Genomic DNA, 15,499 nt, shown 5'->3' with positions numbered 1-15,499 from the left:
CGACCGGCGCCGCCCCCGCCATGCCCCGCCTCAGAACGACCCCGAGTCCCCGCCGAACCCAACCGTCCTCCACGTCCCCATACCTGGCTCCTCACGTGCTCGTACCCCCTGCGCAACCGGCCCCGGCCGGCTGCGTTTTCCCCGTCATCTGCATGGTGCCAGGGGGCACTGACAATCGACCCGCGGCGGGGAAAGCAGCAGGTCAGAGCGGCATGAAGGGCAGCTTCACCCCGGGTACGCCGAAGGGGCGGGTGCCGGATCCGGCACCCGCCCCTTCTCCCCTCCTACGCGGCCCGGGGCTCGGGGAATCAGACCTTGGCGGACGTCTTCGCCGCCCCGCCGTCACGCGGCTCGATGATCTGCGCGGCCGGCGGCCGGCCGTGCGCGTCGTCGACCAACGTCTTCTCGTCGAACGGCACCCGGCCGGCCAGCACCTCCGTCACCCGGGCTTTGTCGATCTCCTTGGTCCAGGTGCCGATCAGGACCGTGGCGACCGCGTTGCCCGCGAAGTTGGTCAGGGCGCGCGCCTCGCTCATGAAGCGGTCGATACCGACGATCAGTCCGACGCCGTCGACCAGTTCGGGCCGGTGCGACTGCAGTCCGCCGGCCAGCGTGGCCAGGCCGGCGCCGGTGACACCCGCCGCGCCCTTCGACGCGATGATCATGAAGACCAGCAGCGAGATCTGCTGGCCGAGCGCGAGCGGCTTGCCCATCGCCTCGGCCACGAACAGCGAGGACATCGTCAGGTAGATGGCGGTGCCGTCGAGGTTGAAGCTGTAGCCGGTCGGGACGGTGATGCCGACCACCGGCTTGCTGACGCCCAGGTGCTCCATCTTCGCGATCAGCCGGGGCAGCGCCGACTCCGAGGAGGAAGTGGAGAGGATCAGCAGGAATTCGCGCGCCAGGTACTTCAGCAGCTGGAAGATGTTGACGCCGGCGAACAGCCGGAGCAGCGCACCGAGCACCACGATCACGAACAGCAGACAGGTGGTGTAGAAGCCGACCATGATGATGGCCAGCGACTTCAGCGCGTCCAGTCCGGTCTCGCCGACCACCGCCGCTATGGCGCCGAAGGCACCCACCGGCGCCGCCCACATGATCATGGAGAGCACCCGGAAGACCAGCTTCTGGAGGTGCCCGACACCGCGCAGCACCGGCTCGCCCGCCGAGCCCAGCGCCTGCAGCCCGAAGCCGACCAGCAGCGCCACCACCAGCGTCTGCAGCACCTGGCCCTCGGTGAAGGCGGAGACCAGCGTCTTGGGGATCATGCCGAGCAGGAACTCGGGCAGGGACTCGCCGCCGCCGCCCTCGGTCTGGGCCTGGCCCGCGTGCCGCACGGTCTCGGTCAGATGCAGCCCGGAGCCGGGCTCCAGGATGTTGCCGACGACCAGGCCGATGGCCAGCGCGACGGTGGACATCACCATGAAGTAGCCGAGGGCCAGTCCGCCCACCGCGCCGACCTTGGCGGCCTTACGGACCGAGCCGACGCCCAGCACGATGGTGCAGAAGATGACCGGCGAAATCATCATCTTGATCAGGTTCACGAACCCGGTGCCGAGCGGCTTGAGCTCGACGGCGACACCCGGGGCGGCGAAGCCCACGATGATGCCGAGCAGCACCGCCCCGATGACGGCGATGTAAAGGAAGTGGGTCCGGTCCCGCTTTACCGGCACGGTCTCCTCGGTGATGCCCCCACGCGGCGGGGTGTGTGCAGCCACGGCTGCCTCCTCGGGTCTACGGCTGTGCGCTGATCTGCGGCTCTGCGACACAACAAGTCCCGGCGACTATGCACGCCGCTGTGGCGCCCGTCACCCTTACGTACATTTCGTTCACGTGAAAGTGACCGTGCAGACTGTTCTGTATGCGACTCCCCCGACCCCGGCGACCCCGCCGGCTGCGCGGCCCCCGCAGCCTCGCCGGGCAGCTCTTCGCCATGCAGGTGGTGCTGGTGGCGGTGGTCGTGGCGGGCTGCGCCGTCTTCGCGTACGTCAGCGCCGGCCGGCAGGCAGAGGAGACCGCGCGGCGGCAGGCGACCGCGGCGGCCACCGCCGTCGCCGACTCCCCGGCCGTGGTGGCGGCGGCCCGCACCAAGGACCCGACGGTCGCGCTCCAGCCGTACACCGAGCGGCTGCGGCGCGACGCGGGCGTCGACTTCGTGGTGGTGATGGCCCCGGACGGGACGCGCTGGACGCACCCGGAGCCGTCCGCGATCGGCAAGAAGTACCTGGGGCACATCGGCCCGGCGCTGCACGGCAAGATCTTCCCCGAGACGCATATGGGCGTGCTCGGCCCGTCCGTACGGGTGGTGGCGCCGGTCCGTGACCCGCGGCGCGGCGGCCGGATCACGGCGCTGGTCAGCTCCGGGATCACCATCAAGACGATCAGTCAGCAGCTGCGTGACCAGGTGCTCGCGCTGGTCGGGGTGGCCTCGGCGGCTCTCGCGCTCGGCGGGCTGGGTACGTATGTGATCAATGCCCGGCTGAGGCGGCACACCCATGGGATGAACGCCCAGGAGCTCAGCCGGATGCACGACTACCACCAGGCCGCGCTGCACGCCGTACGCGAGGGGCTGTTGATGCTCGACGGGCAGCGCAGGGTCGCCCTGATCAACGACGGCGGACGGGAGCTGCTGGGACTGTCCGGCGATGCGGTGGGCCGGCTCGTCACCGAGCTGGGGCTGCCGGAGCCGCTGACCGAGGCGCTGCGCTCGCCCGGTCCGCGGGTCGACGAGCTGCATCTGACCAGCGAGCGGGTACTGGTCGTCAACTCCGCACCGGTCTCCGGCGGCGAGCACCGCGGCAGTGTGGTCACCCTCCGCGACCACACCGAACTCCAGGCGCTGTCCGGCGAGTTGGACTCGGTACGCGGCTTCACCGAGGCGCTGCGCTCGCAGGCGCACGAGGCCGCCAACCGGCTGCACACGGTGGTTTCGCTGATCGAGCTGGGGCGGGCCGAGGAGGCCGTGGAGTTCGCCACCGCGGAGCTGGAGCTGGCGCAGGCGCTGACCGACCAGGTCGTCGGCGCGGTCGCCGAGCCGGTGCTCGCCGCGCTGCTGCTCGGCAAGGCGGCGCAGGCCAATGAGCGCGGCGTCGAGCTGACGCTGACCCCGGACAGCCGGATCGACGACGGGCTGCTGCCGCCCGGGCTGCCGGCCCGCGATCTGGTGACGGTGCTGGGCAATCTCATCGACAACGCCATCGACGCCGCGGCCCCGACCCAGGAGCACGGCGCCATCGAGCCGCCGCGGGTGCGGGTCACCGCGCGGGCGGCCGAGGGCGAGCTGCTGCTGCGGGTGGCGGACAACGGGCCGGGGGTGGCCGCGGAGGCCGCCGAGGAGATCTTCCGGCGGGGCTGGAGCACCAAGCAGAGCGGGACCGGCCCGTTGGCGCGGGGCCGCGGGCTGGGCCTGGCCCTGGTCCGGCAGGCCGTACGGCGCAACGGCGGCACCCTCACGCTCGACCGGGCGGCGGAGGGCGGCGCGCGGTTCACCGTACGGTTGCCACTGCGGGCGGAGGCGACGGCATGACGGCCCCGCCCACGGCGTCAGCCGGCGCCGGCGCGGCGGCCGGTCCGGTCCGTACGGCCGCGAAAGCCCGTGCGGCCACGAGAGGATGTGCCCGGTGACCTCCGCCGACATCCGGGTCCTGGTCGTCGAGGACGATCCGGTGGCCGCCGCCGCGCACGCCCTGTACGTCGGTCGGGTGCCCGGCTTCACCGTCTCCGGCACCGTGCACTCCGGCGGCGACGCCCGCCGCCACCTGGAGCAGCACGCCGTCGATCTGCTGCTGCTCGACCTCTATCTGCCCGACGGCCACGGGCTGCAACTGGTGCGGACGCTGCGTGCGGCCGGCCACACCGCCGACATCATCGCGGTCACCTCCGCCCGCGATCTGGCGATGGTGCGCGAGGGCGTCTCGCTCGGCGTGGTGCAGTACGTGCTGAAGCCGTTCACCTTCGCGACGCTGCGCGACCGGCTCACCCGCTACGCCGAGTTCCGCGCCACCACCGGGGAGGCCAGTGGGCAGGACGAGGTGGACCGGGCGATCGCCGCACTGCGCTCCCCGCGCCCGGCCGCGCTGCCCAAGGGGCTGACCGCGGCCACCCTGCGGGCGGTGACCGATGTGCTGCGGGCCGCCGAGAGCGGGCTGACGGCCACCGAGGCGGCCGCCGACGTGGGCATCTCCCGGATCACCGCGCGCCGCTATCTGGAACATCTCGTGGAGAGCGGCCGGGCCGCCCGCGCCCCGCAGTACGGCCAGGTCGGCCGCCCCGAATTGCGCTATCGCTGGTCGGGCCATTGACCCGCTGTGAGCGGTGACTTACTTTCAGCGGGCAGTACGCCGTGGTTGGTTGACCGTGGTGTGTTGACCGTGGTTCGTCGCTGGAGGTCGTGCCGTGCGCCCCACCGCCCCGCTGATTCTTCTCGCCGCCGCCGTCGTGGCCGCCGGCACGCTCACCGCCTGCGGCAGCGGGTCCGGGAGCGACAGCAACACCGTCAAGGTCGCCTTCATCAAGGACACCAACAGCAAGGTCACGGTCCGGGACGACTACATCCGCCTCGTGGCGAAGCAGTTCGAGAAGGACAACCCCGGCAAGAAGGTCAGACTCGTCCCGATCCAGGCGTCGGAGAACGACTACTACACCAAGATCCAACAGATGATGCGCTCCCCGCGGACCGCGCCGGACCTGGTCTACGAGGACACCTTCCTGGTCAACTCCGACATCAAGGCCGGGCTGTTGCGGCCGCTGGATCCGTACATCGGCAAGTGGGACGACTGGCGGCAGTTCGAGCCGGCCGCCAAGGCCGCGGCCAGAGGGCAGGACGGCAAGACGTACGGCGTCCCGGACGGCACGGACACCCGCGGGCTGTGGTTCAACAAGAAGATCTTCAAGAAGGCCGGGCTGCCTGCCGACTGGCAGCCCAGGACCTGGGACGAGGTGCTGGACGCGGCCCGGACGATCAAGAAGAAGGTCCCCGGCGTCATCCCGCTGAACGTCTTCACCGGCAAGGGCGCGGGCGAGGCCGCCGTGATGCAGGGCTTCGAGATGCTGCTGTACGGCACCGGCGAGAACCAGCTCTACGACCCGGGCAGCAAGAAGTGGGTCACCGGCACCAAGGGCTTCAAGGACAGCCTGACCTTCATCGACACGGTCTACAAGGAGAAGCTCGGGCCCGAGGTCTCCGATGCGCTCAGCCCCAACATCCAGACCAATGTGGCCGCCGAGCTGCTGCCCGAGGAGAAGCTCGCCATCGACCTCGACGGCTCGTGGCTGGGCCAGCAGTGGCAGAAGACGGGCGGCGGCAACCCGTGGCCCGAGTGGTCGACGACGCTCGGCCAGGCGCCGTTCCCCACCCAGCACGGCACCCCGCCCGGGAAGGTGAGCCTGGCCGGCGGCTGGACCTGGTCGGTGCCGCAGCGGTCCCAACAGCCCGATCTGGCCTGGAAGTTGATCCAGACCTTCCAGTCGAGGCAGAACGCCCTGGAGTGGTGTGTACGGGGCGCCCAGATCGCGGTCCGCAAGGACGTCGCGGCCGACCCGCGCTATCTCAAGTCCGTGCCCGGTATCGGCTTCTTCACCGGGCTGGTCAAGATCAGCCAGTACCGGCCCGCGCTGCCCGCCTATCCGAAGGTCGCCGCGGCGATCGGTGAGGCGATGGAGGCGGTCACCGCCGACGACTCCTCGCCGGACAAGGCGGCCAAGGACTATGACACGGCGCTGAAGTCCCTCGTGGACGGCCGAACCGTCGCCAAGCCATGACCGGCGCCGTCGACAGCACCGCGCCCCGCGCCGGTACACCGCGTGCCCGCACACCGCATGCCCCTACGCCGCACACCCCGAAGGCCCACCGCGCCCGTACGCGTCTGCTGCGCTGGTCCCCGCTCGCCCCGGCCACCGTCCTGCTGCTGCTCTTCCTCGCCGGCCCCATCGGCTACTGCGTCTATATCGCCTTCACCGACACCCAGTTGACCGGCCAGGAGTCGGCGTCCTTCGTCGGCCTGGCCAACTTCCGGCAGGCCTTCGGCGACCCGGCCTTCCTCAACGCGGTCGTGCTGACCCTGGTGTTCACCGTGATCTCCTCGATCCTCGGACAGAACACCCTGGGTCTTGCGCTGGCCGTTCTGATGCGGCGGGCCTCGCGGCCCGTACGGTCCCTGACCGGTGCGATGGTGATCACCGCCTGGGTGCTCCCGGAGATCGTCGCGGGCTTCTTGCTCTACACCTTCTTCGAGCGGCGCGGCACCCTCAACGCGCTCCTCGGCTGGCTCCATCTGCCCACCCAGAACTGGCTGTTCACCCTGCCCATCCTCGCCGTGTCGTTCGCCAACGTCTGGCGCGGCACGGCGTTCTCGATGCTGATCTACTCCGCGGCGCTCTCCGAGATCCCTCAGGAGATCACCGAGTCCGCCCAGGTCGACGGCGCGGGCGGACTGCGGCGGCTGTGGCACATCACGCTGCCGATGATCCGCCGCTCCATCGGCACCAATCTGATGCTCAACACCCTCCAGACGCTCTCCGTCTTCGGGCTGATCTGGGCGATGACGCGGGGCGGACCGGGAAACCGCAGCCAGACCCTGCCGGTGTTCATGTACGACCAGGCGTTCCTGAAGTCCCTGATCGGCTACGGCACCGCGGTGGCGCTGCTGTTGCTGCTGGTGGGCGCGGTGTTCTCGGTCGTCTATCTGCGCCTGATGCGCGAGGAGGTCTGAGCCGTGCCGCTCCTCCACCGTCTCCCCCGCCGCCTCCTCCCCCAAGCTCTCCGACAAGCTCCGAGCCGGGGGCGCCGCCAGCGGCTGGCCGCCGACGCCGGGCTGCTGGTCGCCGCGGTGGCGTTCGCGATTCCGCTGGTCTGGCTGGTGCTGTCGTCGCTGGATACGGAGGCGACGCTGCGGGTGCGGCTGCCGAAGTCCCCGACGGTGGACAACTTCTCGGCGGTGCTGACCGACGAGATCACCTTCACCCCGATGCTCAACAGCCTGCTGATCTGCGGCGGTGCCACGCTGCTCACCGTGGCCTGCGCGGCGCTCGCCGCCTATCCGCTGTCCCGCTTCCGCTCCCGCTTCAGCCGCCCGTACCTGCTGACGATCCTGTTCTCGACCTGTCTGCCGATCACCGCGATCATGGTTCCGGTCTACGGGCTGTTCGTGCAGGTCAATCTGATCGACACCCGGTACGGCACCGCGCTGTTCCTGGCCGCCGCCCAACTCCCGTTCGCCATCTGGCTGATGAAGAACTTCATGGACGGGGTCCCGAGGGTCCTGGAGGAGGCGGCGTGGACGGACGGCGCCTCCTGGTCGCAGACCCTGCTGCGGGTGATTCTGCCGCTGATGGGCCCCGGCCTCGCCGTCGTCGCGATCTACACCTTCATCATGATGTGGGGCAATTTCTTCGTGCCCTTCATGCTGCTGCTCTCCCCGGAGCAACTGCCCGCTTCGGTAAGCATTTTCAATTTCTTCGGCAATTACGGCGCCATCGCGTTCGGCGAACTCGCGGCATTTTCGATCCTGTACTCGACACCGGTCATCCTGCTGTACATCCTTATCTCCAGGCGGCTGGGCGGCGGCTTTGCGCTGGGCGGTGCGGTGAAGGGCTGAGCGCGACTCCTTGGCGGAAAGCCCGCCCAGGCCAGACCGGAAAACCGGCTGACTAGTAGCTTCCTACGACTTTCAACCCTGTGTATCCGCACGATAGGTGCGAAGCCACTTCGTCACTTACCGTGTGCCGGTGAACACGCAAGCCGGGGAGCCGCGCACGCCCCCTTTCAATGCCGAAGCCGCCCGCCGGCTCCGCGAGGCCCTCGGCATGACCCCCGCCCATGTCGCCTACGGAATATGGGCCGCCTACGGAATACAGATATCGCCCGCGACGGTGGCCTCCTGGGAATTGGCGGAAAGCGCCCCAACGGAAGCCGAACTGACCGCGCTGGCCGGCGCCCTGTGGTGCGCCCCCGCGGAGCTCCTCGGCGCACCGGGCACCCTGCGCGAATACCGCCTCGCGCTCGGCCTCGCCCCCGACGACCTCGCGCTGCGCATCGGCATGGACCAGAGCGCGTACGAGCGGCTGGAGGCCGGCGGGAAGTGGAGCGGCAACGACCGGCAGGCCGCGGCGCTCGCCGAGCAGCTGGATCTGCCGCTGCCCGCGCTGATCCGGTTCACCGGGCAGGACAAGAAGCTGACCGAGCTGCTGACCAGCGCCGCCGCCACCCGCTGGCAGGCCTACGTCCGGCCGGTCGGCAAGCTCGTCCCGCTGCCCAAGCAGCACATCCAGGACGTCCTCCAGGAGCTGCACACCGACTATCAGGCGTCCATGACGGCTACGCTCAACTGGGGCGGCGGCGAGGGCACCGATGACTCCGGCAAGGCGGGGCGCGCCTTCCTCGACGACATCCTGGCGGAGTTCTGGGAGCGGGTCGGCAGGCAGCGCCCCTGAGCCACCCCTGAGACATCCCGTCGGCCACAGGTCGGACCGCCGTCCCCCCAGAGGATGACACCGGGGACGGTGATGGCACTTCCGGCCGGTCCGGGTTCGGTCCCCGCGGGTGACGCCCCGATGACCTGCGCATTCAAGAATGGGGACGTCGAATTTTCCGTCCCCTTTCAGGAGTACCCGTGTCCCACGCGGCCGCCGTTTCCGGTTTCCCCGGTTTTGCCCCCACCCGTGCCGTCGCCGCGCGGGCTACGGATCTGAGCAAGGTCTACGGCCAGGGGGAGACCCGTGTGGTCGCGCTGGACTCCGTCTCGGTCGAGTTCGGCAAGGCCCGGTTCACCGCCATCATGGGCCCGTCCGGCTCCGGCAAGTCGACGCTGATGCACTGCATGGCCGGGCTGGACGCGATCTCCACCGGCTCAGCCCGGATCGGCGATGTGGAGCTGGCGTCGCTCAACGACAAGCAGCTGACGCGGCTGCGCCGGGACAAGATCGGCTTCATCTTCCAGGCGTTCAATCTGCTGCCGACGCTGTCCGCGCTGGAGAACATCACGCTGCCGATGGACATCGCGGGCCGTAAGCCCGACCAGGGGTGGCTGAACGCCGTCATCGAGACCGTCGGCCTGTCGGGGCGGCTCACGCACCGGCCGGCGCAGCTCTCCGGCGGTCAGCAGCAGCGGGTCGCGGTCGCCCGGGCGCTGGCCGCCCAGCCGGAGATCATCTTCGCGGACGAGCCGACCGGCAACCTCGACTCCCGCTCCGGCGCCGAAGTACTGGGCTTCCTGCGGGAGTCGGTGCGGGCGATGGAGCAGACGGTGGTGATGGTCACCCATGACCCGGTCGCCGCCGGCTATGCCGACCGGGTGGTCTTCCTCGCGGACGGCCGGATCGTCGAGGAGCTCCACGACCCGACCGCGGACGCCGTCCTGGAGCGGATGCGGCTCTTCGAGGCCAAGGGCCGGACGAGCTAGCCAAGGGCCGTACCGGCTGACGCGGGCGCACCGCGCGCCGCCCTTCCGTATCCCGAGCACCGGACCCCAGGACTGACACCACCACCATGCTGCGTACCGCCCTGCGCAATGTTCTTGCGCACAAAGCCCGATTGATGATGACCGCGCTCGCGGTCCTGCTCGGCGTCGCCTTCGTCGCCGGCACCCTCATCTTCAGCGACACCGTCGGCGAGGCCGTCAAGAACGCCTCCGCCAAGAACCTCAAGGACGTGGCCGTCTCCGTACAGGCCATCTCGGCCTCCGACGGCCCCATGCCGGAGCCGGGCGAAAAGCGGGCCACCGCCCTCGACAACAAGCTCGCGGACCGGATCCGCGCACTGCCCGGCGTGCAGTCCGTACGGACCGGCGTCACCGGCTCGGCGACGCTCGCCGACACCGACAACCAGCCGATCGGCAACGGCTGGCAGAACCGCGCCACCAACTACCAGCCGGGCAAGGACGGCAAGGACAGCCGCTATCCGCTGGTCCTGGGCCGCGGCCCGGCGGCCGACGACGAGATCGCGCTGGCCGAGACCACCGCGAAGGCGGCAGGCGTCGCGATCGGCGACACCATACGGTTCGCCACCGACGGGCCGGTGCTGAAGAAGCGCCTGGTCGGCGTCGTGGCGAGCGACGACCCGCAGGTGACCGCGGGCGGCAGCCTGGCTCTGTTCGACACCGCCACCGCGCAGAAGCTCTATCTGCACCCCGGCCAGTTCGACGAGCTGATCGTGACGGCCACGCCCGGCACCGACCAGCAGGCGCTGACCGCGAAGGTCCGCGAACTGCTGCCGAAGAAGCGGGCCGAGGCGACCAGCGGCAGTGAGCTGGCCGCCCAGCAGTCCCGGATGATCGCCGAGCAGAACAGCACGATGAGCAAGACCCTGCTGACCTTCGCCGGTATCGCCCTGTTCGTCGGTGTGTTCATCATCGCCAACACCTTCACCATGCTGATCTCCCAGCGCAGTCGTGAGATCGCGCTGCTGCGCGCGGTCGGTGCCTCGCGCCGGCAGGTCGTCCGCTCGGTGCTCGCCGAGGCCGGGCTGCTGGGGCTGATCTCCTCGGTCGTCGGCTTCGCACTGGGTACGGGGATCGCGGTGGGGCTGCGGGCGGTGCTGAACGCCAACGGGGCGGGCTTCCCGGACGGGCCGCTCGTCATCAGCCCGACCGCGGTGCTCTCCGCGCTGGGTGTGGGTGTCGTGGTGACCGTACTGGCCGCCTGGCTGCCGTCCCGTAAGGCGGCGAAGATCGCGCCGGTGGAGGCGCTGAGCAGCGTCGAGGCGCCGCCCGCGCTGCGCAGCCTGGTCGTCCGCAACATCATCGGCTCGGTGATCACCGGTCTCGGCGTCGCCGTGATGCTGTGGGTCTCGACCCTCAGGTCCGGTGACGATCTGCCGATCGCCATGCTGGGCTCGATGCTGACGCTGATCGGCGTGATCGTCCTGGCGCCGCTGCTGTCCCGTCCGCTGGTCTCGCTGGCGGGCCGGGTCACCACCCGGCTGTTCGGCATCGGCGGCAAGCTGGCCAAGGAGAACGCGCTGCGCAACCCGCGCCGTACGGCGGCCACCGGGTCCGCGCTGATGATCGGCCTCACCCTGATCACCGGTATGACGGTCGTCGGGCATTCGGCGCAGCTGGGCATGGACAAGATGGCGGCCAACGGGCTGACCGCCGACTACCAGATCAAGACCTCGACCTATGTCGGGCTGGATCCCCGGCTGTCGAAGAAGGTCGCGGAGGTCCCGGGCGTCGAAGCGGTGGCCCCGTTGCGCGGCACCGGCTTCACCTCCAAGGGCGGCTTCGGCTACATCCGGGGCACCGACCTCTCGCAGATCGACAAGGTCACCCACCTCACCTTCCGGCAGGGCTCGCTGGATGCCGTACGGGCCGGCGGTATCGCCGTCTCGCAGACGGTGGCCAAGCAGCACGGCTGGCGGGCCGGTGACACGGTGAGCGTCGGGTTCGACGACAAGAAGCAGACCCGGCTGAAGGTCGCCGCCGTGTACGCGGACAACGAGGTGCTGGGTGAGTCCTTCGCCGATGTCTCGCTGCTCGACCCGCATCTGACGCAGGTGAAGAACGAGGAGCTGCTGGTGAAGGCGGCCGGCGGCGGCTCCCCGGCGCTGGTCAAGGACATCCGGCGGGCGCTCGGCGACAGCCCGCTGTTGAAGGTCCAAACCCGCGACGATCTCCGCAAGGAGACCGCCGGCCAGATCGACACCGTCGTGAACATGGTCTACGGACTGCTGGCCATGGCCGTCATCATCGCGGTGGTCGGCGTCGTCAACACCCTGGCGATGTCGGTGTTCGAGCGGACCCGGGAGATCGGGATGCTGCGGGCGATCGGTCTGGCGCGCAGCGGCATCAAGCAGATGGTGCGGCTGGAGTCGGTGGTGATCTCGCTGTTCGGCGCGGTGCTCGGCATGGGCGTGGGCATCTTCCTGGCCTGGGCCGGCGGCAAGATGGTCGGCTCGTCGTTCCCGACGTACGAGATGGTGCTGCCCTGGGGCAGGCTCGGCCTGTTCCTGCTGATCGCGCTGGTCGTGGGCGTGCTGGCGGCCCTGTGGCCGGCCCGGCGGGCGGCCCGGCTGAACATGCTGGAGGCCATCGGCTCGCAGTGATCCCGCACCACGAACGGCGGCGCGCCTACCCTCGACCGAGGGGAGGCGCGCCGCCGTTGTGGTCTGCAAAAGCGGGCTCAGAAGACCGACTCGGCCTCGTCCATCCGCCACTCGGGCACCGTCTTGAGCTCGGTGACCGCATCGGCCAGCGGCACCATCGTGATGTCGGTGCCGCGCAGCGCGGTCATCTTGCCGAAGTCGCCGCGGTGCGCGGCCTCCACGGCGTGCCAGCCGAAGCGGGTGGCGAGCACCCGGTCGTACGCGGTCGGGGTGCCACCGCGCTGGACATGGCCGAGGATGACCGGGCGGGCCTCCTTGCCGAGGCGCTTTTCCAGTTCGATGGCGAGGTGGTTGCCGATGCCGGAGAACCGCTCATGACCGAACTGGTCGATCGCGCCCTTCTTGTAGTCCATGGTCTCGGCGGCCGGGTGCGCGCCCTCGGCGACACAGACGACGGCGAACTTCTTGCCCCGGGCGAACCGCTCCTCGACCATCGTGACCAGGTCGTTGACGTCGAAGGGGCGCTCGGGCAGGCAGATGCCGTGGGCGCCGCCGGCCATGCCGGACTCCAGCGCGATCCAGCCGGCGTGCCGGCCCATGACCTCGACGACCATCACGCGCTGGTGCGATTCGGCGGTGGTCTTGAGGCGGTCGATCGCCTCGGTCGCGACGCCGACGGCGGTGTCGAAGCCGAAGGTGCGGTCGGTGGAGGAGATGTCGTTGTCGATGGTCTTGGGGACGCCGACGACCGGCAGTCCGGCGTCCGACAGCATCCGGGCGGCGGTGAGGGTGCCCTCGCCGCCGATCGGGATCAGGACGTCGATGCCGTAGTCCTTGGAGTGGTCCTTGGCGTCCTCGCAGGCCTCACGGAGCCGGGCGCGCTCCAGCCGGGACGAGCCGAGGATGGTGCCGCCGCGGGCGAGGATGCCGCTGACGGCTTCGAGGTCGAGCTTGCGGAAGCGGCCGTCGAGCAGACCGGCGAAGCCGTCCTCGAAACCTATGACCTCGTCACCGTGGCCGGTGAGGGCGCGATGGACAACAGACCGGATCACAGCATTCAGGCCGGGGCAGTCGCCGCCTGCGGTGAGGACTCCGATACGCATCGTGCTGTGTCTCCTGTGCTCGCTGTCGGTTCCTGACCCGGTCCGATTGTTTCACGGTCCGACAGACACCCGCCTCACTCTTGGCCCCTACCCCTACTGTCCCCGCACGGGCTCCACAAGGGAAACTGGGAGAGCGACTTAGCCACACGCGCAGGTATTGTCAAGAGGGACAAGCGCACAATAACGGCTGATTTTGACCTTGTGACCAACGGAATGGATCGGAGAGCACGCGTGACGCGCAGCGTGTACGTGACCGGTATCGACCGCGGCGACGGCCGCCAGGTCGTGGAGCTGGGAGTCATGGAGCTCCTGACCCGCCACGTCGACCGGGTGGGGGTCTTCCGCCCGCTGGTCCACAACGACGGACCCGACCGACTGTTCGACCTGCTGCGGGCCCGCTACCGGCTCACCCAGTCCGCCGACACCGTATACGGGCTGAGTTACGAGGAGGCCGCCACCCTCCAGGCCGAGCGCGGCACCGACGAGCTGGTCTCCCGGCTCGTCGACCGCTTTCACGCCGTGGCCAGGGACTATGAGTACGTCCTGGTCCTCGGCTCGGACTACGCCGCCACCAGCCTCCCGGCCGAGCTGAACCTCAATGCCCGGCTCGCCAACGAATTCGGCGCCGCGGTGCTGGCCGTCGTCGGCGGCCAGGGCCAGGAGGCCGAGTCCGTACGCGCCGAGGCCCGCAACGCCTACCGCGCCTACCACTCGCTGGGCTGCGATGTCGTGGCCATGGTCGTCAACCGGGTGGCCCCCGAGCATCGCGAGGCCGTCGTCGACCGGCTCTCCGCCCGCCTGCCCGTGCCCTGCTACGCGCTCCCCGAGGACGGCTCGCTCTCCGCGCCGACCGTCGGCCAGATCGTGCACACCCTGGGCGCCGAGGTGCTGCTCGGCGACGACTCCGGGCTCGCCAGGGACGCCCGTGACTTCGTCTTCGGCGGCGCCATGCTGCCGACCTTCCTCAAGGCGCTCACCCCCGGCTGCCTCGTGGTGACCCCCGGGGACCGGGCCGACCTGGTCATCGGCTCGCTCGCCGCGCACAGTGCCGGCGCCCCACCGATCGCCGGTGTGCTGCTCACCCTCGACGAGAAGCCCGGCCCGGACATCATGGCGCTGGCGAGCCGGCTCGCCCCCGGGACCCCGGTCGTCTCCGTACCCGGTGGGTCCTTCCCGACCGCGGCCGAGCTGTTCGCGATCGAGGGCAAGCTCAACGCCGCCTCGCCGCGCAAGGCGGAGACCGCCCTCGGCCTGTTCGAGCGGCATGTGGACACCGTGGAGCTGACGAATCGTATCTCCGTGGCCCGCTCGGGCCGGGTCACGCCGATGATGTTCGAACACGAGCTGATCGAGCGCTCCCGCTCCGGCCGCCGCCGCGTCGTCCTCCCGGAGGGCACCGAGGAGCGGGTGCTGCGCGCCGCCGATGTGCTGCTGCGTCGCGACGTCTGCGATCTGACGCTGCTGGGCGAGGAGGAGGCGATCCGCAAGCGCGCCGCCGACCTGGCCATCGACCTGGCGAACGCCCAGATCATCGACCCGCAGACCTCCGAGCTGCGCGAGCGGTTCGCCGAGCGGTACGCCGCGCTGCGCGCCCACAAGGGCGTCAGCGTCGAGCTGGCCTTCGACGTCGTCGCGGATGTCTCCTACTTCGGCACGCTGATGGTCCAGGAAGGCCTGGCCGACGGCATGGTCTCGGGCGCGGTGCACTCCACCGCGGCCACCATCCGCCCCGCCTTCGAGATCATCAAGACCAAGCCGGGCGCCCAGATCGTGTCCTCGGTGTTCTTCATGTGCCTGGCCGACCGGGTGCTGGTCTACGGCGACTGCGCGGTCAACCCGGACCCGAACGCCGAGCAGCTGGCGGACATCGCCATCCAGTCGGCCACCACCGCCGCGCAGTTCGGTGTCGAGCCGCGGATCGCGATGCTGTCGTACTCCACCGGCACCTCCGGGTCCGGCGCGGACGTCGACAAGGTCCGTAAAGCCACCGAGATCGTCCGCGAGCTGCGCCCCGATCTGCTGGTCGAGGGCCCGATCCAGTACGACGCGGCGGTGGACACGGCGGTCGCGCAGACCAAGCTCCCCGACTCCGACGTCGCCGGCAAGGCCACCGTGCTGATCTTCCCCGACCTCAACACCGGCAACAACACCTACAAGGCCGTGCAGCGCTCGGCCGGTGCGGTCGCCGTCGGCCCGGTTCTGCAAGGCCTGCGCAAGCCGGTCAACGACCTCTCGCGCGGCGCCCTGGTCCAGGACATCGTCAACACCGTGGCCATCACCGCCATCCAGGCGCAGGGCGCCCAGCCCGGCGCCGGGCACACCGCCTGACCCGGCCCCCGCACCCGTCCCCCTCCCCATC

General features: G+C 70.1%; 11 protein-coding genes. 9 read left to right on the top strand and 2 right to left on the bottom strand.

Features of this window, described 5'->3' with window-relative positions; all coding sequences use genetic code 11:
* Positions 1-308: 308 nt before the first annotated feature.
* On the bottom strand, positions 309-1,718 hold the full coding sequence (locus tag KI385_RS30745; RefSeq protein ID WP_238575361.1) for a cation:dicarboxylate symporter family transporter: 1,410 nt from the start codon (positions 1,716-1,718) through the stop codon (positions 309-311).
* Positions 1,719-1,861: 143 nt separating this feature from the next.
* On the opposite strand from KI385_RS30745, the gene KI385_RS30740 reads away from it, so the two are divergent.
* From KI385_RS30740 to KI385_RS30705, 8 genes are all read left to right on the top strand, one after another.
* Positions 1,862-3,526 carry a sensor histidine kinase gene (locus KI385_RS30740; RefSeq protein WP_238575360.1) on the top strand — a complete coding sequence of 555 codons (1,665 nt, stop codon included), beginning with the start codon at positions 1,862-1,864 and terminating at the stop codon, positions 3,524-3,526.
* Between the two features lie 85 nt (positions 3,527-3,611).
* Positions 3,612-4,301, top strand: a complete 690-nt coding sequence (locus tag KI385_RS30735; RefSeq protein ID WP_425356982.1) for a response regulator — start codon at positions 3,612-3,614, stop codon at positions 4,299-4,301.
* Between the two features lie 94 nt (positions 4,302-4,395).
* Positions 4,396-5,760: an extracellular solute-binding protein gene (locus KI385_RS30730; protein WP_238575358.1), complete on the top strand. Its 1,365-nt coding sequence runs from the start codon at positions 4,396-4,398 to the stop codon at positions 5,758-5,760.
* The gene (locus tag KI385_RS30725; RefSeq protein ID WP_238575357.1) at positions 5,757-6,710 is read left to right on the top strand and encodes a carbohydrate ABC transporter permease; all 954 of its coding nucleotides are present in this window, start codon (positions 5,757-5,759) and stop codon (positions 6,708-6,710) included. Before KI385_RS30730 ends, KI385_RS30725 begins: the two co-directional genes overlap by 4 nt.
* A 3-nt stretch (positions 6,711-6,713) precedes the next feature.
* On the top strand, positions 6,714-7,595 hold the full coding sequence (locus KI385_RS30720) for a carbohydrate ABC transporter permease (protein ID WP_425356981.1): 882 nt from the start codon (positions 6,714-6,716) through the stop codon (positions 7,593-7,595).
* A 124-nt stretch (positions 7,596-7,719) separates the two neighbouring features.
* A complete protein-coding gene (locus KI385_RS30715) occupies positions 7,720-8,430 on the top strand; it encodes a helix-turn-helix domain-containing protein (RefSeq protein ID WP_238575356.1) in 711 nt (236 codons plus the stop codon).
* A gap of 179 nt (positions 8,431-8,609) precedes the next feature.
* The gene (locus KI385_RS30710; protein ID WP_238575355.1) at positions 8,610-9,398 is read left to right on the top strand and encodes an ABC transporter ATP-binding protein; all 789 of its coding nucleotides are present in this window, start codon (positions 8,610-8,612) and stop codon (positions 9,396-9,398) included.
* Positions 9,399-9,484: 86 nt separating this feature from the next.
* Positions 9,485-12,037, top strand: a complete 2,553-nt coding sequence (locus tag KI385_RS30705; protein WP_238575354.1) for an ABC transporter permease — start codon at positions 9,485-9,487, stop codon at positions 12,035-12,037.
* Positions 12,038-12,114: 77 nt separating this feature from the next.
* Here the strand turns inward: KI385_RS30705 and KI385_RS30700 are convergent, their stop codons facing one another.
* Entirely contained in the window at positions 12,115-13,140 is a 1,026-nt protein-coding gene (locus tag KI385_RS30700) for an ATP-dependent 6-phosphofructokinase (protein WP_238575353.1), read from the bottom strand.
* 231 nt (positions 13,141-13,371) lie between these two features.
* On the opposite strand from KI385_RS30700, the gene pta reads away from it, so the two are divergent.
* Positions 13,372-15,468, top strand: a complete 2,097-nt coding sequence (gene pta, locus KI385_RS30695) for a phosphate acetyltransferase (RefSeq protein WP_128506872.1) — start codon at positions 13,372-13,374, stop codon at positions 15,466-15,468.
* Positions 15,469-15,499: the final 31 nt, after the last annotated feature.

Source organism: Streptomyces inhibens (genome assembly GCF_022221585.1).
Lineage (GTDB): Bacteria > Actinomycetota > Actinomycetes > Streptomycetales > Streptomycetaceae > Streptomyces > Streptomyces inhibens.
Note: the sequence above shows the minus strand (reverse complement) of the source record. Positions and strands in the feature narration are given on the sequence as shown.

Excerpts from the sequence above, each read along its gene's own strand:
- KI385_RS30740 (WP_238575360.1), top strand. The coding sequence starts at position 1,862 with ATGCGACTCCCCCGACCCCGGCGACCCCGCCGGCTGCGCGGCCCCCGC.
- KI385_RS30735 (WP_425356982.1), top strand. The coding sequence starts at position 3,612 with ATGTGCCCGGTGACCTCCGCCGACATCCGGGTCCTGGTCGTCGAGGAC.
- KI385_RS30700 (WP_238575353.1), bottom strand. The coding sequence starts at position 13,140 with ATGCGTATCGGAGTCCTCACCGCAGGCGGCGACTGCCCCGGCCTGAAT.
- KI385_RS30705 (WP_238575354.1), top strand. The coding sequence starts at position 9,485 with ATGCTGCGTACCGCCCTGCGCAATGTTCTTGCGCACAAAGCCCGATTG.
- KI385_RS30725 (WP_238575357.1), top strand. The coding sequence starts at position 5,757 with ATGACCGGCGCCGTCGACAGCACCGCGCCCCGCGCCGGTACACCGCGT.